Below are 21,765 nucleotides of genomic sequence, written 5' to 3'. Positions count from 1 at the left end.
CTGCAGAAAACCCGATTTCTCTGAGGTTGATAGTGACAAGGCGGGAAATACTCATGCTGAGCCTGGCCGAACGGCCCCATCTTCCTGCGGGGGTACTGGAGTCGGAAGGCTGGGGCCTTCAGATGGTGACAAACGGTGCCGACGCCAAGGCTTTGATCGGAAAAGGTAACCTGCACGTCGGGCTCATCCACTTTGCCGATTTCCATGAAGGCGCCATGGAAACAATCGAGGACGTAATCCTGTCCAGAAATTCCATGGAGTGGGTAGCACTCATACCGGCCGCCGGTCTGCAGACACCGGAAGCCGGCAGGTTTGTCGCGGATAATTTCCACGACTTCCACACCCTCCCGGTGGATCCGATGCGTCTGATGGTCACCCTCGGACATGCCTACGGCAAAGCCGCACTGAAGAGCCGGCTTGACGCACCATCCAGGAATACCGGCGGTTACCGGATGGTGGGGGCAAGCGCCATCATGGAGGAGCTCTATCAGAACATGCGCAAGATGCAGGGCTCGGACTCTCCGATCCTGATTACCGGCGAGAGCGGCACCGGAAAGGAGCTGGCGGCGCAGGCCGTACATTTTCATTCCGCGCGCCGGCAGTGGCCGTTCGTTGCGGTCAACTGCGGGGCCTTGCCGACCCCGCTGATCCAGAGCGAGTTGTTCGGTCACGAGAAAGGGGCCTTTACCGGCGCATTCCAGCGCAAGATCGGGCGGATAGAGGCGGCGGCACGGGGGACCGTTTTCCTCGACGAAATCGGCGAGCTGCCGCTGGAGCTTCAGGTGAATCTGCTGCGCTTCCTGCAGGAAAAGACGGTGGAACGGATCGGATCAAACCGGGTCATCCCCGTAGATGTACGGGTGATCGCCGCCACCAACGTCGACATTGAACATGCCGTGAGGGATGGGCGTTTTCGCGAAGACCTCTATTATCGGCTCAATGTGCTGCGCCTCAGAATGCCCCCCTTGCGCGAACGGGAACGGGATATCGAATTGCTTGCCCATATTTACCTGAGAGAGTTTGCACGCAAGGAAAAGCTTGCCGTAAGGGGATTCAGCAAAAAGGCGTTGCGCGCCATGCTCAACCACCCGTGGCCGGGTAACGTGCGCGAATTGATCAACCGCGTGAAGCGGGCCGCGGTAATGAGCGAAAGCCGCCTGATCACCGCAACGGATCTCGGTCTGGACAATCCCGATACAGCAGAAAGTGACCTGTCGCTGGACAGTGCCCGCGAAAGAGCCGAACGCGAGGTGATCAAGGCCTGCCTGCAACGCACCATGAATAATGTATCGGAAGCTGCCCGACAACTCGACATATCGCGGGTAACCCTCTACCGGTTGATGAACAAGTTCGGGATAAATGCCTGATTCTACTTCGTCACATTCTGTTTCCCCCCCACCCTTACCCTCCCCCGCTGGGGGAGGGAATTTCCCCGGCGGGGGGAGGTTGGGAGGGGGGAGGTTGGGGCAAGAAGTCACTTGTAAGTTAACATGACAAAGTTGAAGTAATTCGGGAATCTTCGAAATAAAAACGCCGTTTTAAAGATTGACAAAATGTACCGACTGGTGTTTATTCGGTGCCATCGAGCTTTTAATCGATGCTAATCATTTTCCGTGCAATTCAATCAAACCTTAGGGGGACAAATCTTATGACTGCAAACAGTTTCAGAGTCTTGACCTGCGTCTGTGTGGCCACCAGCCTGCTCACAGCCGCAACCGCCCACGGCGATCCTACGCCCGCCCCACCCGCTTCCGAAACCACGCCGGCCAAGGAACCACCGACCGGAAAACCAACCCCGAAGAAAAGCGGACAGAAAGAAAGCCAGCCGACACAGGAGCAAGTCACACCGAAAGAGAAATCGGCGGCAACACAGCCGGTCGGACGCCCGCCGGAACAGTCCCCCGAAGCAAAGCCCCCTGAAATTGCGCCCATCTTCGAACAGCCCGGGATATTGACACCACGGAGAACTCTGGTGCTGGAGCCGTCCTTTCAGTATTCGCTTTCTTCGACCAGACGGATCGCCCTCATAGGCTATACCTACATTCCGGCGATAACCATCGGTTTCATCGACGTTCGGAGCGTCACCCGCCACACCTACGTTACCGCCCTGGCCGCCCGCTATGGGCTCACGAACCGGTTAGAAGTCGAAGCACGAGTCCCCTACATCTACCAGTCAGAGACATCAACGACCCGTCCCTTCACTCAACAAAATGACAGGGAAGATGTCTTCGATGCGGAAGGCAACGGCATCGGTGACGTGGAGTTCGGTTTGCGCTACCAGTTGAACCAACCCAGCACCGGTCCATACTTCACTGCAAGCCTGCGGGCCAAGGCTCCCACCGGCAAGAACGGCTTCGAGGTGCCGATAGATCCCGCCACCAATCTGCAGACGGAGCTGCCCCGCGGTTCCGGCTTCTGGGCTGTCCAGGGAGGGTTGACCGCCCTTTTCCCTTCAGACCCGGCGGTGTTCTTCGGCGGCGTCAGTTACACGTGGAATATTGAACGCAACGTTGGCGTGGTTAACGGACGGGATTTCGGAACCATCGATCCTGGGGATGTGGTTGAATTCAATTTCGGGATGGGGTTGGCGATAAACGAAAAGGCGTCGTTCAGTATCGGCTACGACCACAGCATTATCGGCAAGACCAGGATAAACAACCAGTTTTTTGCCGATATCCAGAATACCTATGTGGGGACCCTGTTGTTCGGCTATTCCTATAAGCTCTTCGAAAATACCAATATCAACCTGTCACTGGGGGTGGGTGTTACGGAGGCGGCGCCGGATGTCCAGTTAACGCTGCGCGTCCCGGTCAGTTTCTGAGCCGACTGGCACTGATGTTACCGGATTGAATTGATAAGCTGCTGGTTCAACGAAAATGAGAGGTTCATCTGCCTGTAGATGCTCAGGCTGTTGAGGGTTGCGTTGATCTGAGTTACGTTCTGGATGACTTTGTTGTCGAGGCTGTTCTGAATAAACGTGAAAAGCCCTTGCCCAAGGTTTCTGAGCACGTCCGGCGACACACTGTTGCCGGTGCCCGACTGGATCACGATGGGGCCGGTGGTGTTCCCCTGCCCTGACAATTGCTGACCCGGTGCCCCTCCGATGGGGATGTTCAGGGTGCTCGTCGCCACGCGCACGCCGTCGATGAATACGTCTCTCCTTATGTCGATGCCGAATGGTATCAGTAACCCGCTTCCCAGGTCATAGCCGCCGCGCATGGTATCCAGTTCCTGGTTGCTGACTGCCGCGGCCCCCTCGTCGACGTCGTGCGAATCCGCCAGGGCGGGACACGTCACCACCATCCCCATCACCAGAGCCGTGGCACCTGCCAGAATCCTTTTTATGCAAGGTGTGCGCATGGCCTACCCCCGCTAAAAGTCGTTACGCCCCGGCAGAAACAGCGTCATGTTCGCCAGCTCGCTCGGGCTCAGCGCCATGCCGAGCGGAGCTTTCTCCCTCACGCGCCATTCCTTTTCGTTGTTGAAGTGATGTTGCGCCACGTTCTTCTTGTTCAGCACGATAAAGACGAGCCCGTTCCACATCTTCTCGAATTCGGGCCGCTGAACGGTCCTCGTCCCCAGCGAGGGGTCTCCCAGAAGGACCTCCTTCGCCGTTACCCCCTTGACCACCACAAAGTGCTTGTAGCCGTTATGGTTGATCAGGGCGATGGCCGGCACCCCGATCTTCGCCAGCTTTGGCAGGTCGATCTTATAGCCGTTCGCCCCGTAGCCGTTGGCCTCCAGGTACTTTTTCATATCGAGCATCGAAAAACCTTCCCGACGGATCCTCTCCTGGTCGCCGGCATCGAACATGGCGTCGAACACCTGCTGCTCGCTGACCTTATCCTCGTAATGATAAGTGAGCAGGGTGGCGAGTGCCGCCGAACCGCAACTGAAATCGTTCTGCTGCCGGATGGTGGAGCGGAAGCGTCGTTCCTGCATGCTCATCACCTTGACAGTGAAATCGCCATTCCCGCCGGGAACCGTCATGGTTGCGGCAACAGCCGAAGATGACGCGGCGAGAATGGCGAAGGTACCAAGGAATTGTCGTATCGTGAGGGGCGATTTCATGGCGATTTCTTCCCCGTTGTTGACCGAAATTGAAAGGCAGGGAGCGCCGGGCGGAACCCGGCGTGCCCTGCAGACAGCTTACCAGACATTTTGTCTATTGCATCTGCATCATGATGTTTCCCCGATGCTACCGCAGTAACAGGTTGAGAATCATGGAATTCTGAATAAGAACCTGGTTGCCCGAGTTCTGGATCACGGTGGCAATCCCGCTGGCATTGGTGAATGCGGAATCGCTCACCGAGTTGATGCCGGTTGCACCGGGGTTGAGGAGGTAATTCCCCCCCACGTAGGAGTTACTCTGATCACTGGTACTTGCCTGAAAATTGAGCTGGTCGATCTGCATATCCAGGCGCCCGTTCTGCGCCATCAGATCATTCCCGGACACTGCCGAACCAAATTGGGAGACATCCACAACATCGTTCTGTCCAGCCATCGCAGGATCGACCGGCTCCGCCAAAGACTCCCGCACCGGAAGCATGCTACTGAAAACAACCAGTGCTGCAAGTAGGAGTTTCGTTATCTGTCTCATATCCCGTACCTCTTGATCGTGGCCAACTGGGACTGGAACCTTGTTACCCGGTCGAAAAACGCGGTGGCGGCATCATTGCCGCCACCCGCTGAACATCACCCTCTTCTACGGCAGGTTCATGTTGGACTGCACGTTGACTGACTGCTGGATCAGGGAGTTGGGGCCGCTGTTCTGGGACAATGCGGTAATGCCGGCAGCGTTGTTCACAGCGTTGTTGTCGATTCTGTTGTCTCCGGTGAGCATTTCGGAGCCCGGAGGAAGGGCGGTCATGTTGCCTGAAACCTGGCCCTGCAGGCTGCTGTTGGCAACCGCCACACCCACGTCGCCGACGGTAAAGTTGGTGCTGTTGTCGGTGTTGTTGGAATCGTTGACGCTGTTGTTAACCGTGGCGGTTCCGCCGTTGTTGGCTGCGGCGCTGTGATCCTCGGCCTTGCTCTTGCTGTTGTCCACCGTGGCGGTTGAACCGTTGTTGGCCGCCGCGCTCCCTTCACCGTTCGCCTCGCTCCTGCTGTTGTTGTTGTTGTTGTTCGAGTCGTACGTCGCATTCACGTCGCCGCCGGCGGCAATGCTTCTTTCGCCAATGGCGTTGATGCTGTTGTCGACGGACGCGTTCCCGCCACCGGTAGCAACCGCGTTTCTCCCATCAACTTCTTTCACGTTCCCGTTGAAGGAGTCAATCGCGACTTTTTCGCTGTCGACCACCGCATTGCCACTCTCGTTCTTGGTCAGGTTGCTGTCTGTTACATTGAGGGACTTGTTCTCGCTGTTTACTTTAACGGTATTGTTGTTGAGCGAGTCACTGCTGACTATGTTGTGATCGCTGTTGTTGAGGGCATTCTTTTCCGCCTTGGCCTTGTCGCTTTCGTCACTGTTGAAGGAGTTGGTGTAGGTCTCGCTGTTGTCGTTGTTGGTGTTATTGTTGGCGTTCCCGGTCTGTGATGCGGCACTGTCGTTCTCGGCCTCAACTTTGACGTCGCTTTCTGTCTTGTTTTCGGTCGACTTGTCTATCGAGATATCTCCGGTAGTAATTGTCTTGTTGTTCTGGTTCGAATTGTTGGTGTTGTCTACGTTAGCGGTTGAATTGTTGGTGGCCGCTGCGCTGTGATCCTTGGCTTTGGTATCGTTCTCGATGCTCGAGTCGTCGTTCGCAGCCATGGAACCGTCGCCAGCTTTGGCCTTGTCGATGTCGGTATTGGTCGACTTGTCGTTGTTGTAATCGCTCTTGGTGGTGGTCGACTTGTCTACATCAACATCGATATTCCCGGTGGTGAGGGTCTTGTTGTTCTGGTTGGAATTGTCGGTAGCGGTCGCGGTATTGGTAGACTTGTCAACATCGATATTACCGGTGGTGAGGGTTTTGTTGTTCTGGTTGGAATTGTCGGTAGTAGTCTCGGAAGACTTGTCAACATCGATATTACCGGTGGTGAGGGTTTTGTTGTTCTGGTTGGAATTGTTGGTTTCGGTTTCGGTATTGTTGCTGTCCAATGCGTTGTTATTCAGCGAATTGGATCCGACGGCGGCGGAACCGTCATTCGCATTTGTTCCAGTGTTGTCTGCCAGTTGAACATCGTTGTTGTTCAGACTGTCGGTCGGTTGGGCCATCGCTTGCCCGGATACTCCCAGAGCAAGGGCAAAGGCCAATGAAACGGTTACTCGTTTGTGATTCGCTTTCATAACATCCTCCTTTGACCATTCTTGTGGTTCGGCAAGGCACCATGCCTGCGCCATAATCTATATCGACATAAAGGCAATCGGCGTGCCATCCGCCGGACAAACCGGATATGATACCGTTATCATTGCGGTTTTCCCATTTTTCCGACTAAAGTTCGTTCAGATGAATCCGGAATAATGTAAAGATAATGAAACGGTGTCTCCGCGGCTCTGTGGAAACGAACGACTCATCCGGGATAAAATACAAACATTCCGCCGAGTTATCCGCATCTAACGGAGTGATATTACAGCTGTAAAAACCCCGTTACATCTCCCGGGAACGTATCGAGGAAACCAACAAAAAAGGGCCGCGGCATCTGCCGTGACCCTTTTTTCGATTTCGCGCTACGATTCCCTGAGTCCGATGGACTCCTACCGTGACTGTCGGGCGAGGCTTACGTAGGCGCTGCTTCGCTTCTCGGCGAAGGTGAGGTGGGTGAGCATCGCATCCCGGGCCCGTTCGGGGGAGCGGTCGCGGACCGCCTCGAAGATCGCCTTGTGGTGCTCATAGAGGGTGCGGTGATCTTCCTCGGTGAGGTAGACCGCCCGCCAGACCCCCTGCTGGAACTCCTGCATGGCGTCGAAGATGGTCTGCATCAGGTGGAGCCAGACGATGTTGTGGGTCGCCCGGGCGATGAGGATGTGGAAATTGGCGTCCAGGTCCTCGGAGGAACTCATGCCGCTGAGGTTCTGCTCCATCCCCGCGACGATCGCCTCCAATTTCCGGAGATCCTCGGGAAGCGCCCGTTGGGCGGCGTAGTAGGCGGTCCAGGCCTCCATGCACTTGCGGACCTCGATGACGTCCAGGGCCCGCTCGCTCTCCCCCTTGATCAGCTCCGAAAGGGTCGGCCCCGAGGCCGCCTCCACAAGCGATTTGACGACGGTCCCTCCCCCCTGGTACGACTCCACGAACCCGGCGGCGGAAAGGAGGTTGAGCGCCTCGCGCACCGACGGGCGGGAGACGCCGAACATCTCCGCCAGCTCCCGTTCGGGGGGGAGCTTCTGGCCGGGGGCGAACTCGCCGGCAAGGATGGAGGAGCGGATCTGCTCGGCAATCTGGGTCGAGATCTTCTTCGGCTTGATCGGCTTGAAATTCATTGCGTTCCCGGGATGAGAAAATGGTCATGCATCGCGACGGTTATGAATACACCATGAGCCCGGGGAAGGCAACAGAGATTATGGGACGGCTGTCAGGCTGCGGTGGAGCAGTTCGGTGAGGTGCATGACCCGGACCGGCGGGGTCTCCTCGGCCAGGGCTTTTTTGAGCTGGAGCAGGCACCCCGGGTTGGAGGTGACGAGGACCTCGGCGCCGGTCGCCCGGATGTTGACGACCTTGCGGCGCAGGACCCGGTCGGACATCTCGGGCTTTTCGATGTTGTAGGTGCCCGCGCTGCCGCAGCAGGCGTCGGCCTCGGCCAGCTCACGATAGTCGAGGCCGGGGACAAGGTTCAGAAGCCGTCGCGGTTCCTGGCGAATTCCCTGGCAGTGGGCGATGTGGCATGGGTCGTGGTAGGTGACCGTGAGGTGGAGCGGATGGAGCCTGTCCCGCAGCTCATCGGCATGGAGGGCGAGGATCTGGGAGATGTCGCGGACCCGGGCGCCGAAGGAGGCGGCCCGGTCGTCTCCCGCCAGGTGGTGGCCGTACTTCTTCAGTTCGGCGCCGCACCCCCCGCAGTCGGTGACGATGAAGTCGAGGTCGTGCCCCGTGAAGAGGTCGACGTTGAAGCGGGCCGCGTCCAAAAGCCCGTCCCGGTCGCCGGCCAGCATGTTGGGGGCGCCGCAGCATTTCTGCGTCTTCGGCGTCACCACCGTGTAGCCGAGGAGCGAGAGGAGCCGGACCGTGGCGTGGCTCGCCCCGGAGAAGACGAGACTCATGACGCAGCCGAGGAAGAAGCCGACCCTCCCCCGCTCCTCTCCCACCGCCAGGGTGACCTCGGCGATGGTCCGGCGCAGCGGCTGCCGCGGCAGCTCGGGGAGCAGTCCCTCCATCCTCCCGAGGGCCGGGGAAAAGATCTTCAGGACGCCGAGCTTGCGGACGATCTTCTGCAGGCCGCTTCGCTGGTAGACCCGCATGGGCGCCACCGCCGCCTCCAGCCGGTCGGGGTGGGGCAGGAGCTTTCGCAGCACCAGCTCCTCCATGAAGGTGAGCCCCTCCCCTTCGCGCCGCTCGCACTTGAACTCCGCCACCATCTCGCCGGCATTCACCCCGCAGGGGCAGGCCGTGGCGCACGCCTGGCAGTCGAGGCAGAGGGAGAGGTATTCGAGGAGCCGCTCGCTCGTCCCCAGCTCCCCCTCCGCGATCTTGCGCATCAGCGCCACCCTCCCCCGGGGAGAGGCGGTCTCAAGGAAGGTCTCCCGGTAGGTCGGGCAGTGCGGCAGACACATGCCGCAGCGCATGCAGTTGATCAGCTTGACGTATTCCATGTTTGCCTCTGCGCAAAAGTTGAAGTGAGACGTAAGAAGTGAGACGTGAGACGTTAGACGTTGCTTTTTGCTTTTACTTCTCACTTCTCACTTCTCACGTCTCACAGGGTTCTTCTTCTCACTTCTCACGTCTCACTTGTCCTTGCGCCCGTCCGTCAGAACACCTTTCCCGGGTTCAGTATCCCCTCCGGATCGAACGCCTCCTTGATCCCCCGCATCACCCGCAGCCCCGGCTCCCCCACGAGCCGCGGGAGGTACTTCTTCTTGGCGAGGCCTACGCCGTGCTCGCCGGTGATGGTCCCACCCATGGCGATGGCGGCTTCGAAGATCTCGGCGAAGGCCCGGTGGGCCCGGGCGATCTCGTCGGCGTCCCGCTCGTCGGTGAGGCAGGTAGGGTGGAGGTTGCCGTCGCCGGCGTGGCCGAAGGTGCCGATGGTGAGGTCGTACTTCCGCGCCGTCTCCTGGATCAGCTTCACCATGGGGGCGATGCAGCTGCGGGGGACGGTGGCGTCCTCCAGGATCGTGGTCGGCTTCATCCGTGCCAGTGACGAGAGGGCGACGCGACGGGCGGTGGCGAGCTTCAGGGCCTCGTCGGCGGTGGCGGCGGTCTGGAAGAAGGAGCAGTGGTGCTTTTCGCAGACCCCCTGCACGGCGGCCGCCTCCTCCTCAACCTGGGCCGGGTGGCCGTCCACCTCGATCAGGAGCACCGCGTCCACGTCGAGGGGGAGCCCGACCTTGGCGTACTCCTCGATGCAGCGGATCGTCACCCGGTCCATGAACTCCAGGGTGGCGGGAATGACCCGGGCGGCGACGATGCGGGAGACCGCCAGGGCGGCGTCCTCAAGCCGGGGGAAGTGGACGAGCATCGTCTTCCTGGCCCGGGGTCTCGGGATCAGCTTCACGGTGACCTCGGTGAAGAGCCCCAGGGTCCCTTCGGAGGAGACGAGGAGCTGGTTCAGGTTGTAGCCCGCCACGTCCTTCACCGCCTTGCCGCCGCTTCTGAGGAGGCTTCCGTCGGAGAGCGCGGTCCGCAGCCCCATGACGTAGTCGGCGGTGACACCGTACTTCAATCCCCGGAGCCCCCCGGCGTTCTCGGCCACGTTGCCGCCGATGGTGGAGATGTTCATGCTTCCGGGGTCGGGGGGGTAGAAAAGCCCCCGGGCCTCCACTGCCTTGTGGAGGGTGCTGGTGATGACCCCCGGCTGGACGGTGGCGGTCAGGTTCTCCTCGTCGATCTCGACGATCCGGTTCAGGCGGCTCGTCTGGATGACGACCCCCCCGGGGCGCCCCAGGGAGCCGCCGGAGAGATTCGTTCCCGACCCCCGGGGGGTGACCGGGACGCCGGAGCCGTGGCAGAGGGCCATGATCCGACAGATCTCCTCCTCCGACCCCGGGAGGACCACGGCGCCGGGGCGGCTTTCGTGCTCGGGGGTCGAGTCGTAAGCGTAGCAGGCAAGGCTCTCGGTGTCGGTAAGGGTCTGCCCCGGGCCGACGATGGCGGCCAGTTCCTTGACGAAGTTCTCGTTCATTGTCGTGTTCCCGTAGGGGCGAATCTTGTATTCGCCCTGAATCTCTTATTCGCCCCCGTAACGGGCGATCACAAGGATCGCCCCTACAGCCGACGGATCACAAAGAAGGGCGACCGGCGGGCCGCCCCTGCCTTGTCACGGAATCATCCACTGCAGCACGTAGGCCTGGAGGTAGACGATGATCCCGACCACCACCGTCAGGAAGAGGGAGTGCTTCAGGGTGAAGCGGAAGAGGGTCCCCTCCTCCCCCACCATGCCGGTGGCGGCGGTGGCCACGGCCAGGGACTGGGGCGAGATCATTTTCCCCATGACCCCGCCGCTGGTGTTGGCGGCGCCGGTCAGGATCGGGTTCAAGCCGAGCTGCTCGGCGGTCGCCTTCTGGAGGCCGCCGAAGAGGACGTTGGACGAGGTGTCGGACCCGGTGAGGAAGACCCCCAGCCAGCCGAGGACCGGGGCGAGGAACGGGAAGATGTGTCCGGTTTTGGTGAAGGCGAGACCGAGGCAGTTGGTCATCCCGGAGGCGTTCATGACGTAGGCGAGACCAAGGACCGACGCGACGGTGAGGGCCGGATAGCGCATGTCGTAGAGGGTCTTGCCGAGGATCCGGAAGGTCTCGCCCATCCCCACGCCGCAGAGGAGGGCGGAGAGGATGGCGGCGATGAGGATGGCGGTGCCGGCGGCGGACATGAAGTTGAACTTGTATTTGGCGGCGACCTTGACCGGGAGCTGGTCGGTCAGGGCCTTGTCGAGGGGCTTGAACCGGTCCTTGGCAAGGGCCGGAGCAGCAGCGGCCGCGGCCAGGGCGGTGCCGGAAGCGGCCGGCGAGGAGCCCGCCACGGCGCTGCCTGCTTGCAACGCCTCCCTGGCGAGTTTCTGCACCTCGCCCTTCTTTTTGGCCACCGCATCGAACGCCGCCATCCGCTCGGCGGTCAGCACCGCGCCATTACCTGCCAGTGACCGCTCGACTGCGAGAAGCTGCGCCTCGGCCCCCTTCAGCTCCTGCAGTTTCGCGGCCAGTGGGGCCTGCTTCGGGTCCGCCGGCGAAAGAAGCGCGAGCTGCCGGTTGATCTCTTCAGTCACGATGGCAACCTTCCGCACCCCTTCCTCGGGCTTGGACACCTTCTTGACGATGGCGTTGTGGAGCCCGGCCACCGGGAACTCCACGGCGCTCCTGTCGAGGGCGCTCTTGATGGAGGGGATTCCCCAGAGAAGCACCATGACGGTGAGGGCCAGGTAGGGGGCCCAGGCGCGGGCCACCTCCCCGGGGGTGTAGTGGTGCTCTTCCCTGCCGGCGAATTCCGGCTCGTGATCGAAGGTCCAGATCGTCTTCGGGTGCCAGACGCGGAGCAGCAGCACCAGGGCGACGATGGAGAGGAGCGACGCGGTGACGTCGGGCAGATAGGGGCCGAGGTAGCTGGCGGTGGCCCACTGGGTGACGGCGAAGGTGACCCCGCAGACGATGATGGCCGGCAGGACTTCAATGGTCTTTTTCCATCCCACCATGATCATGATGACGTAGAACGGGATGAAGACCGAGATGAAGGGGAGCTGGCGCCCGACCATGGTGGAGAGTTTCATCATCCCTTCGTCGCCGTACCCCATGACCCCGGCCAGCGCCACCACCGGGATGCCGATGGCACCGAAGGCGACGGGGGCGGTGTTGGCCACGAGGCAGACGCCGGCGGCGTAGAGGGGACGAAACCCGAGCCCCACCAGGGTGGCGCCGGCGATGGCCACCGGGGTCCCGAAGCCGGCCGCCCCCTCGATGAAGGCGCCGAAACAGAAGGCGATCAGCAGCGCCTGGAGGCGGCGGTCACCGGTGACACCCGCCAGGGAGGCGCGGATGACCTCGAACTGCCCCCCCTTGACCGTGATGTTGTAGAGGAAAAGGGTCGTGATGACGATGTAGAAGACCGGAAAGAGACCGAAGCCCGCCCCCTGGAGCACGGCAAGCCCGGCCAGCTTCGCCGGCATCCCCCAGACACCGACGGCCAGGGCAGCGGCCGAGCCGACGGCAAGGAGACCGGCCTTGTGGGCCTTCATCCGGAGAAGGGCAAGACAGATAAAGATGACGACGAGGGGTACGGCGGCCACCAGGGCCGAAAGTCCGAGACTCCCTCCCACCGGGGTGTAGGTCTGGATCCACGGCATACACAGACTCCTTTCGCTACGCTGAAATGTGAAATAAAAAAGGGTTTTGCTTGTTTGTCTTACCAATTATCAAATTACCCATATCGTGTCAACCCGATTTTGTTACCTCGTTCAAATTGCCTTGACACCTGCTTTTGGCTTCGTCTATTCTTAAAACAACAGTTGGTATTACATCTTTGCGAGGCATCCCATGGTCGAGCAGTTTACAACGGCCGCCGAGGCGGTCGGGGCGGAGGTAAAACGTTTTCCCACCCTGAACGAAGCCGTTGCCGCGATTCGCTCCCGGGCCGGCGGCAGGGCGGTGGCGACGTCGGCGCTCCCCCCGCCGGTCCGGAGCGCCCTCGACGGGCTCGACTGCGTCCCCGCCGGCGCGCTCCACACGGCGGAGATCGGCATCAGCTTCGCCCAGGCCGGCATCGCCCGGACCGGATCGCTTCTGCTCGCGCTCTCCGATCCCGCCGGCCGGAGCGCCACCGCCCTCCCCCCGGTCCACCTGGTGATTCTCGACGCCGCCACCATCGTGGCCGACCTCTCCGCCCTCGGCGGCACCCTGGGCGCCCTCCTCTCGTCCCCCGGCTCGGCCTACCTCTCCCTCATCACCGGCCCGAGCCGCACCGCCGACATCGAGCGGGTCCTCACCATCGGCGTCCACGGGCCGAAGGAGCTCCATATCCTGATCGTGGAGGAGAACTAGCCATGGCGAAGGATGTCATCAGACAGAAGATCAACGACGCGTTTCTCCGCCGCGCCCTCAAGAATTTCGCGGCGGCCTATCCGGTGGCCAGGGCCAGGGCGTTCGAAGGGCTCGACTTCGAGGAGCTGCGGGGGCGGATCTCGACCTTCAAGCAGGAGGGGCTGAGGAATCTGCCGGAGCTGGTGGCACGCTTTACCACCAGCGCGGAAAGGGCCGGTGCCGCGGTCCACCTCTGCACCACCCCGGAGGAGGCGAACCGGACCATCCATGGGATCATCACCTCCAGGGGAGCCGACTTCCTCGTGAAGTCGAAGGCGATGACCTCGGAGGAGATCGAGCTGAACCACTACCTGGAGGAACGGGGGGTCAGGTGCCTCGAAACCGACCTGGGCGAATGGATCATCCAGCTCGCCGGCGAGCGCCCCTCCCACATGGTGATGCCGGCCATCCACAAGAATCGCGAGGATGTGGCGGAGCTCTTCAGCCGCGCCACCGGCAGGGAGTGTCCCCCCGACATCCCGCAGCTCGTCCAGGTGGCCCGGGAGACGCTTCGCAGCGGCTTCCTCGCCGGCCAGGTGGGGCTGTCGGGGGCCAATGTCGCCATGGCCGACTCCGGCGCCATCGGCATCGTCACCAACGAGGGGAACGGTCGCCTCGTCACCACCCTCCCCCGCACCCACATCGCCCTCATCGGGGTGGAGAAGATCGTCCCGTCCCTCAAGGAAGCGCTGGACGTGATCAACATCCTTCCGAAAAACGCCACCGGCCAGAAGATCACCTCCTACGTCTCCTTCATCAAGGGCCCCACCGGCGGCGACGGGCGGGAGCTCCACATCGTCCTCCTGGACAACGGCCGTCTGCGGCTGGCGGCAGATCCCGACTTCTCCGAGGCGCTCAAGTGCGTCAAGTGCGGCGCCTGCGCCAACGTCTGCCCCATCTACGAAATCGTCGGCGGCCATGTCTTCGGCCACATCTACGTTGGCGGCATCGGCCTCGTGCTGACCCCCTTCTTCCACGGCTTCGACAAGGCGGAGGAGATCCTCAAGCTCTGCATCGGCTGCAAGAAGTGCAACGAGGTCTGCGCCTCGCGGATCGACATTGAGGGGCTCATCGTCGACCTGCGGGACAAGATCCGGAAACCTGCGGGGCAGAAGTTTCTCTTCGGCACCCTCATGAAGAACCGGAAACTCTTCCACGCCACGCTGCGGGCCGCCTACCTGGCCCAGAAGCCGTTCCAGAGCGAAGGGGGGCGCATCCGCCACCTCCCCCTCATCCTCAACAGGGAGACCGCCAACCGCTCCCTCCCGCCGATAGCTGAGAGGCCGTTTCGCGACTTGGCCCTTGATAAATCCGAGTCCCGAGTCCCGAGTCCCGAGTCCCGAGAAAAGGTTTTGTTCTATTCGGGATGTCTGGCGGATTTCGTCTATCCGGAGATGTGCATGGATACGGTGGCGAGTCTGGAGGCCCTCGGGTACGAGGTGTCGTTCCCCCAGAAGCAGACCTGCTGCGGCATCCCGGCCCGCTATTCGGGCGAGATGGAGGTGGCCCGGGACCTGGCGCGGATCAACACCGACGTCCTGCTGGAGCCGGAGGCCGACTACGTGGTCACCATCTGCCCCACCTGCACCATGTCGCTTCGCCACGACTTCCCGAAACTCCTCTCCGCCGATCCCCTCTGGCGCGAGAAGGCGGAGCGGCTGGCGGCCAAGACCTTCAATTTCTCGGAACTGGCGGCAAGGAAGAGCGGGGCTCGGGGCGCGGGGCTCGGGGCTGGTAAAGGCGAGAGGATTTCCGTAACCTACCACGACGCGTGCCACCTGAAGCGGGGGTGCGGGGTTTACGAGGAGCCGCGGCGGGTCCTCACGGAGCTGGTGGGGGTCGAGATCAGGGAGATGGCCGACTGCGACAAGTGCTGCGGGTTCGGCGGCTCCTATTCCATCAAGTACCCGGAGATCTCCCGGGAGGTACTGCGGAACAAGATGGAGAACATCGCAGCCACCGGGGCGAAGACCGTGGCGGTGGACTGCCCCGGCTGCAAGCTCCAGATCGAGGGGGGGCTCGAAGCCGCCGGTACCGGCATTGCCGTGGAGCACTCGGCGACCCTTCTGGCGCGGCGGCTGGCGGAGAGCTAGCGGCCAAATCCGCCACTTTTTCAGCAGCTTGCTTCAGCGCGTCGGGACCGGAGACGGTCCCGATATTTTTTTCTAAATATATTCAGCCATCTGCCGATACAAATTACTGTAGCTGGAGGCTCTTGAAAAACTACCGCGGGGCCAGTCTGCGGTGTTGCCGCTCGCTCGAAAGCTCAACGTACCAACGGGTACGCCTCGCTTCCTCGCTCGCTTGCGCCTGGCATCCCGGCCTCATGACGTTTTACAAGAGCCTCGCTGACTCTGGACTGAACGCGCAATGCGTACCGATAGGGAGGAGGAGCGCATGAAAAAGGTTTTGGTTGTGGATGACAGCATCTCGGTGGCACGGCAGTTGGAAAAGATCCTCACCGACAGCGGCGAGTTCCAGGTGGTCGGCCACGGCAAGAACGGCATGGAGGCGATCCGGCTGCACCAGACGGAGCATCCCGACATCATCTGCATGGACATGAACATGCCGGGTATGGACGGCCTCACGGCCCTTCGGACCCTCGTTGCCCTCGACAAGAACGTGAAGGTGGTTATGGTCACCTCCCTGGGCGGGGTCGGCGACAAGTTCACCGAGGCCCTTCGCCTCGGTGCCCGTACGGTCATCTCCAAGCCGTTCGAGGCGGACAACGTCCTGAAGATCCTCCGCGAACTGTAGCCCCACGCGGATACTCATTACGTTCGGACAGCACTAAACTTCCCAAGGAGGACCGGATATGGCGGTCAAGTTTTTCGGACAGTTTCTGGTGGAAAAAGGGGTTGTATCGAGGGAAATCCTCTTGCAGGCCATAGAGTTGCAGGAATCGGTGAATCTCAGTTTCGGGGCCACCGCCCTGACCATGGGGCTTCTCGCCGAGGGGGACATCGAGAAGGTACACAATGCCCAGCGGACCGAGGATCTCCGCTTCGGCGACATGGCGGTGAAGCTGGGGCTTCTGACCAACGAGCAGATGATGCAGGTGCTGGGCCGCCAGAAGAATACCCACCTCTACATCGGCGAGGCGCTCGTCAAGGTCGGGGCGCTCTCCGCCGACCAGCTGCCGGCGCTTCTCGACGAGTTCAAGGCCGACCAGGCCCAGTACGCCACCGACAAGGTGGCGATCCCGGCGGGGGTGGCCGACGCCCCGTTCTGGGAGATGCTGGCCGACCTCACCTACAAAATGCTGACCCGCGTGGCGCTCCTCACCTTCCGTCCCGAGCCGATTTCCACGGCACAGAGCCTGCCGGCCATGGAGGTCTACGCCGCCATGGAGTTCTCCGGCGACGTGTCGGGACGCTACTTCCTGGGGGTCTCCGCCGTCACCCAGAAACAGATCGCCAGGGAGATCCTGAAGGAAGCCAACGTTGACGGCGAGCCGAAGGAAGTGCTCGACGACACGGTCATGGAGTTCGTGAACGTGGTGCTCGGCAACGTGGCCGCCAAGGCGGCCCAGATGGGGAAAGCCATCGAGATCGCGCCCCCCGAACTCGTCGAGGCGGCAGGGGAAATTCAGGCCGCCGCCGGCCAGTCGGCGCTCCGCTTCCCGGTCTGCCTCGCCGACGGCGACCGGGTGGAACTGGCGGTTTTCATCAAGTAGCAGCGACCGACAATTCCGGTCTTTTCACGAGGGGGGTGCCAACATCCGCAAGGTGTGGCACCCCTTTTCTGTGCCCGGAACGGGGTTACCCACTCCCCTGCCTGTGCCGGAGCCGCAGAACCAGCTTCTGCATCTCCGACACCGCCAGCATGCCCCCGGCCAGTCCCAGCGTGAAGAGAAGGGGTTCGAACGGAAGAGCAGTGGTGGAGAACACCGCCGAGAGGGGGGGGAAGTAGACCACCGCCAACTGGAGGAGGAGGGTGATGAGAATGGCGCCGGCAAGGGGGAGGTTAGAGAAGATGCCGATCCGGAGGAGAGAATCGCGGTCGGAGCGGACCGCCTGGGCCACGGCGAGCCGGTTGACAACCAGGAAGGTGAAGACCATAGTCTGCCAGGGAAGGCCGCGACGAAGGGCCCAGACCTGAAGCGCCAGGGCCACGGCTCCGATGAGAAGGCCGTGGCCGGCCACGTAAAGCCCCCGACCGCCGGCAAAGATCCCTTCGGAGGGGTTAACCGGCGGACGGTTCATGACGTCGCGACCGGCGGGCTCCCCCGCCAGTGCGAGGCCCGGCAGGCTGTCGCAGAGGAGATTGAGCCAGAGGATCTGGAGCGGCAGGAGCGGCAGCGGCAGGCCGAGAAAAGGGGCAAGGGTGATGGCGACCAGGGTGCCGGTGTTGCTCGTGATGGAGTAGGTGATGAACCTGAGGATGTTGGCGTAGATCCGCCGTCCCTCCCGCACCGCCTTGACGATGGTCGCAAAGTTGTCGTCCAGCAGGACCATGGCCGACGCCTCCTTGGCGACGTCGGTGCCGGTGATCCCCATGGCGACCCCGATGTCGGCACGCTTGAGGGCCGGCGCGTCGTTCACCCCGTCGCCGGTCATGGCGACGAAACGCCCGTGGGCCTGGAGCGCCTTGACGATGGCAAGCTTCTGCTCGGGGGCCACCCGGGCGTAAACCCGGATCGACTCCACGCGCCGGGCCAGCTCTTCCGGCGTCATTGCCGCCAGTTCCCGGCCGGTGACGACGGTATCGCTGCCGTCGCGCACCATATCGAGCCTGCGGGCAATCACGAGCGCCGTCAGCGGATGGTCGCCGGTGATCATCACGGGGGTGATCCCCGCGGTCCGGCACTGGGCCACTGCCTCCTTCGCCTCTTCCCGCGGCGGGTCGAGCATCCCCGCCAGGCCGAGAAGAACGAGCCCCGTCTCTGCCGTCTCACTCTCAAGGGGGGCGGGAACGCTCTCCCATCTTTGCATGGCCACCGCCAGCACCCGCAGCCCCTCCCCCGCCATCCGATCAACGACCCGGGCGATTTCGTCCCGGTCGAGGGGGAACTCTCCGAGGGTCGTCAGCACCGCTTCCGCCCGGTCGAGTATCATCTCTGCCGCCCCCTTGGTGAAGGCGACGACGGAGCCCCCTTCCCGGTGAAAGGTAGTCATGCACTTGCGCTCGGAGTCGAAGGGGAGTTCCGCGATGCGGGGCCTCTCCTTCGCCAGTACCCGCCGGTCATACCCCGCGTCGCGTGCTGCCGCCAGAAGCGCCGTCTCCGTGGGGTCGCCGGCGAGATTGCCGCCGTCTTCGGTGCGGGAATCGTTGCAGAGGGTCATGGCCGTCATGAGGAGATGGTACGGAGTGCTCCCTCCGGACGGGGGATCCGCCGGGGGCTCCCCGACGGCACGGAGAGCGCCGTCGACGTAAATGGTCTCCACCGTCATCCGGTTCATGGTCAGGGTGCCGGTCTTGTCCGAGCAGATGAAGGAGACCGAGCCGAGGGTTTCCACCGCCGGCAGCCGCCGGATGAGGGCATTCTGGCGCACCATCCTCCGGGCGCCCAGGGCGAGGGTGATGGTCACCACCGCCGGCAGGGCTTCGGGAATCGCCGCCACGGCCAGGGAGATGGCGGTGAGAAACATGAGAAGAAGCGGCTCGCCCCGCAGGAGCCCAAGGGTGAAGATCGCCGCGCAGACGAAGATGATGGCTATGGCGAGGCGCCTGCCGAAGCCGGCGAGGCGGCGCTGGAGGGGGGTCTTGGTCTCCACTTCCCCCCGGATCAGGGCGGCGATCCGGCCAAGCTCCGTCGCCATGCCGGTGGCTACGGCCACCCCGGCGCCACGGCCATGGGTGACCACGGTCCCCTTGTAGGCCATGGAGAGGCGGTCGCCGAGGGGAAGATCGTCTCCGGCCACCGGCTCCGTCGTCTTCTCCACCGGGAACGACTCGCCGGTCAGGGCCGCCTCCACGATGGTCAGACGGGGCGCCTCCACGAGCCTCAGGTCGGCGGGGACCACGTTTCCCGCCTCCAGGAGCACCAGGTCTCCCGGCACGATTTCCCGCGCGGGAACCGTGACCGGCGCCCCGTCGCGCAGCAGCGTCGCCGTACTCCCCGCCATCTCCCGCAGGGCCGCCATGGCACGCTCCGCCCGGTACTCCTGGACAAAGCCGATGATGGCGTTGAGGATCACTATGGTAACGATGGGGGCCGCGTCCCCCAGGTCGCCGATGGCACCTGCCACCAGAGCGGCCGCCAGGAGGACGAGGATCATGAAGTCGGTGAACTGGGAGACGAACATGGCGAAGGGGGAGCGCCCTCCCCGCTCCGCCAGCTCGTTGGGGCCGCAATCTTCCAGGCGGCGGCGCGCCTCGGCGGAGGAAATCCCCTGCCGGGCGGAGTCGAGCCGTTGGAGCGCAGCCTCCGCGGAAAGGGCGTGCCACGCGGTCACGACAGCTCCTCCACCGCCCGCTGCGCCCGCGCCACGATCTCCGACGGCGACTCGGTGCCGAAGCGAAGCGGTTTGCCGAACCGCACCCGCACCGGTCCCCGCCGCGGCCACGCCGCGCCGCGGGGAAAGACGCGCTCGAGCCCCTGGATCCTGACCGGCACCACCGGCACGCCGAGCTCGCGGACCATGATCCCGAGCCCCTGCTGGAACGGGAGGAGCGTCCCGTCGAAGGAGCGTTCACCCTCAGGGAAAACCAGGGTGTTCATCCCCCAATCCGTCAGCTCCCCCATGTGACGGAGCGCCCCCCTGAACCCCCGGGTCTGGGGGAGCGGGAAGACCGTGAAGGCGACGGAGGCGTACTCGTAGGTCAGACGCTTCCAGAGCTTCTGGGCAAGGTTTCGGTAGTTGCGGAAGAAGAACTCCTCCCAGGCCGCCGTGGCGGTGTTGTAACGGAGTGCCGGCGGCAGGGCGAGCATGATCGTCGGGTGGTCGAAGTAGCTCTGGTGGTTGGAGATGAACATGACCGGTTCACCAATTCCTTCCAGGTTCCGGAGCCCGTCGACCTCCAGGGAGACGAAGCAGCGAACGAGGGGAAAGTGAAGGATGGCGTCGAGAAAACGCCGCACCCCCCGGGCGCCCCTGCCGGCGGCCCAGGGGCGGAAGTGCTCGCGCACCTTGATCCTTTCCCGCCGCCCGATGATCTCCCGCAGCTCACCGACCCGGGTTGCGGGTCCGATGACCGAGTCCTCCAGGTCGAGGCGGAATTCGAGCTCCAGGGCATTGACCAGTTCGAGCCGGCCGATGGAGGTGAGCCCCAGGTCGGTGGCAAGGACCGCCTCATCGGTCACCCGCTCCGTCGGCATCCCGGTCACCGAGGCGATCAGGGCCGCCAGGCGATCTACCTGCCCCGTCCCCCCGCCGCCGGCGCTCCCCTGGAGCACCCGCTCCTTGACCTGGAACTTCCGAACCTTCATGGTGGTGGTCTTGGGAAATTCGGCCTCGGGCCAGACTGTGAACGAGGTGATCCGGTGCAGCTCATCCAGGCGTCCGTTCACCTCGGCGACGATCTCCTCGGGCGGGCGGCCGCTCCCGTCCGGGATCAGGACTGCGTGGACCTCCTCCCCCGCCCCTCGGTCGAGGCCGATGACGCATCCCTCCCGCACCCCCGCCGTCCGCTCCAGGATCGCCTCGATCTCGTCCGGATAGACGTTTACCCCCGCACCGGTGACGATCAGCTCCTTGCTCCGCCCCTTGACCCGGAGCCATCCGGCTTCATCGAGCTCCCCGAGATCGCCGGTTCGGAACCACCCGTCCACAAAGGCCTCGTTTGTTGCCTCATCATTCCGGTAGTAGCCGGGAAAGACGTTGTCCCCCCGGACCAGGATCTCCTCCCCCTCAAGGCGCAGTTCGACCCCCGGCAGCGTCGCACCTACGGAACCGGCCACCTGGCGCTCCATGGTGTTGGCCGTCAGGACCGGCGCGCACTCGGTGAGGCCGTATCCCTCCACGACGGTGAACCCCATGGCGTCCCAGAAACGGAAGAGGTCGGGGTCAAGGGAAGCCCCCCCCGAGACGAAGAGCCTGAAGGAGCGGCCAAACTTCCGCCGGACGGGAAAGAAGAGGAGCCGGCGCCACGCCGGCGCCAGACGGCTCCCGACGGCCAGAAGCCGCTCGAAGAGCCGGGAAAGTCCCTTTGCCGCCAGCTCCCGCTCGATGGAGCTTCGGAGGAGCTGGAGCAGCCGCGGCACCGCAATCACGGCGGAGACATCCTCTTCCCCCAGGGCTTCCAGGATTGCCGATGGTTTCAGGGTCCGGATGCAGACGATGGAAGCGCCGTTGAACAGGGGGGTGAGGAATCCCCCCATCTGCTCGAACATGTGGGAAAGGGGCAGGAGGGAGAGAAAAGTGAACTCCGGCGTCACGACGGGGATATGACGGTCCACCTGGAGCAGGTTGGCGATCAGGTTGCGGTGGGTGAGGATCACCCCCTTGGGATTGCCCGTGGTGCCCGAGGTGTAGATGAGCTCGGCCATCTCGTCCGGCTCGGGGGCATGAACCTCGCTCCGGGGCTCCGTTTCCGCCAGCAGGTGGGGAAGCTCCTCGAAGAGGACCGATGGCCGCCCGGCAAGACGGTCGAGCTTGTCCCGGCTCTGGATCATGAGGGAAGCCCCCGTGAGACGGGCGATGGTCTCGGCCCGATCCGCCCCCGACATGAAATCG

The 21,765-nt window shown here is 62.9% G+C and carries 16 protein-coding genes; 6 read left to right on the top strand and 10 right to left on the bottom strand.

What is annotated here, in order from left to right; translation table 11 throughout:
- The first annotated feature begins 32 nt into the window (after positions 1-32).
- Positions 33-1,367, top strand: a complete 1,335-nt coding sequence (locus M6689_RS09770) for a sigma-54 dependent transcriptional regulator (RefSeq protein WP_298270892.1) — start codon at positions 33-35, stop codon at positions 1,365-1,367.
- A gap of 281 nt (positions 1,368-1,648) precedes the next feature.
- Entirely contained in the window at positions 1,649-2,821 is a 1,173-nt protein-coding gene (locus M6689_RS09765; protein WP_298270890.1) for a transporter, read from the top strand.
- Between the two features lie 17 nt (positions 2,822-2,838).
- On the opposite strand, the gene M6689_RS09760 is transcribed toward M6689_RS09765, so the two are convergent.
- The 8 genes from M6689_RS09760 to M6689_RS09725 all read right to left on the bottom strand — a co-directional run bounded on the left by M6689_RS09760 (position 2,839) and on the right by M6689_RS09725 (position 12,414).
- Positions 2,839-3,360 carry a hypothetical protein gene (locus M6689_RS09760; RefSeq protein WP_298270889.1) on the bottom strand — a complete coding sequence of 174 codons (522 nt, stop codon included), beginning with the start codon at positions 3,358-3,360 and terminating at the stop codon, positions 2,839-2,841.
- A gap of 12 nt (positions 3,361-3,372) precedes the next feature.
- Positions 3,373-4,071: a C39 family peptidase gene (locus tag M6689_RS09755; protein WP_298270887.1), complete on the bottom strand. Its 699-nt coding sequence runs from the start codon at positions 4,069-4,071 to the stop codon at positions 3,373-3,375.
- A gap of 127 nt (positions 4,072-4,198) precedes the next feature.
- Positions 4,199-4,600, bottom strand: coding sequence for a hypothetical protein (locus M6689_RS09750; protein ID WP_298270885.1), 402 nt, complete (start codon positions 4,598-4,600; stop codon positions 4,199-4,201).
- A 105-nt stretch (positions 4,601-4,705) separates the two neighbouring features.
- Positions 4,706-6,274: a hypothetical protein gene (locus M6689_RS09745; protein ID WP_298270882.1), complete on the bottom strand. Its 1,569-nt coding sequence runs from the start codon at positions 6,272-6,274 to the stop codon at positions 4,706-4,708.
- A 408-nt stretch (positions 6,275-6,682) separates the two neighbouring features.
- Complete coding sequence (locus tag M6689_RS09740) at positions 6,683-7,408, bottom strand: FadR/GntR family transcriptional regulator (RefSeq protein WP_298270879.1); 726 nt, start codon at positions 7,406-7,408, stop codon at positions 6,683-6,685.
- 78 nt (positions 7,409-7,486) lie between these two features.
- Complete coding sequence (locus tag M6689_RS09735) at positions 7,487-8,734, bottom strand: (Fe-S)-binding protein (protein WP_298270877.1); 1,248 nt, start codon at positions 8,732-8,734, stop codon at positions 7,487-7,489.
- Between the two features lie 155 nt (positions 8,735-8,889).
- On the bottom strand, positions 8,890-10,263 hold the full coding sequence (locus M6689_RS09730; RefSeq protein WP_298270874.1) for an FAD-linked oxidase C-terminal domain-containing protein: 1,374 nt from the start codon (positions 10,261-10,263) through the stop codon (positions 8,890-8,892).
- A gap of 135 nt (positions 10,264-10,398) precedes the next feature.
- A complete protein-coding gene (locus M6689_RS09725) occupies positions 10,399-12,414 on the bottom strand; it encodes an L-lactate permease (RefSeq protein ID WP_298270872.1) in 2,016 nt (671 codons plus the stop codon).
- Positions 12,415-12,604: 190 nt separating this feature from the next.
- On the opposite strand from M6689_RS09725, the gene M6689_RS09720 reads away from it, so the two are divergent.
- The 4 genes from M6689_RS09720 to M6689_RS09705 all read left to right on the top strand — a co-directional run bounded on the left by M6689_RS09720 (position 12,605) and on the right by M6689_RS09705 (position 16,823).
- Positions 12,605-13,108 carry a lactate utilization protein gene (locus M6689_RS09720; protein WP_298270868.1) on the top strand — a complete coding sequence of 168 codons (504 nt, stop codon included), beginning with the start codon at positions 12,605-12,607 and terminating at the stop codon, positions 13,106-13,108.
- A 2-nt stretch (positions 13,109-13,110) separates the two neighbouring features.
- Positions 13,111-15,240: an L-lactate dehydrogenase (quinone) large subunit LdhH gene (gene ldhH, locus M6689_RS09715; protein ID WP_298270866.1), complete on the top strand. Its 2,130-nt coding sequence runs from the start codon at positions 13,111-13,113 to the stop codon at positions 15,238-15,240.
- Between the two features lie 304 nt (positions 15,241-15,544).
- Positions 15,545-15,904 (top strand): response regulator, encoded by a 360-nt coding sequence (locus M6689_RS09710; RefSeq protein ID WP_298270863.1) that lies wholly within the window; start codon positions 15,545-15,547, stop codon positions 15,902-15,904.
- Between the two features lie 58 nt (positions 15,905-15,962).
- Positions 15,963-16,823, top strand: a complete 861-nt coding sequence (locus tag M6689_RS09705; RefSeq protein WP_298270861.1) for a chemotaxis protein CheX — start codon at positions 15,963-15,965, stop codon at positions 16,821-16,823.
- A gap of 85 nt (positions 16,824-16,908) precedes the next feature.
- Here M6689_RS09705 and M6689_RS09700 read toward each other — a convergent pair whose 3' ends face one another.
- Together M6689_RS09700 and M6689_RS09695 are read right to left on the bottom strand one after the other, a co-directional pair.
- On the bottom strand, positions 16,909-19,545 hold the full coding sequence (locus M6689_RS09700) for a cation-translocating P-type ATPase (RefSeq protein ID WP_298270858.1): 2,637 nt from the start codon (positions 19,543-19,545) through the stop codon (positions 16,909-16,911).
- On the bottom strand, positions 19,542-21,765 hold a 2,224-nt coding region (locus M6689_RS09695; RefSeq protein ID WP_298270855.1), incomplete at its 5' end, for an AMP-binding protein. The genes M6689_RS09700 and M6689_RS09695, both read right to left, overlap by 4 nt.

The sequence above is a fragment of the Geobacter sp. genome, assembly GCF_027327745.1.
Classification (GTDB): Bacteria; Desulfobacterota; Desulfuromonadia; order Geobacterales; family Geobacteraceae; genus Geobacter.
This window is presented reverse-complemented; position numbering and strand designations above follow the sequence as displayed.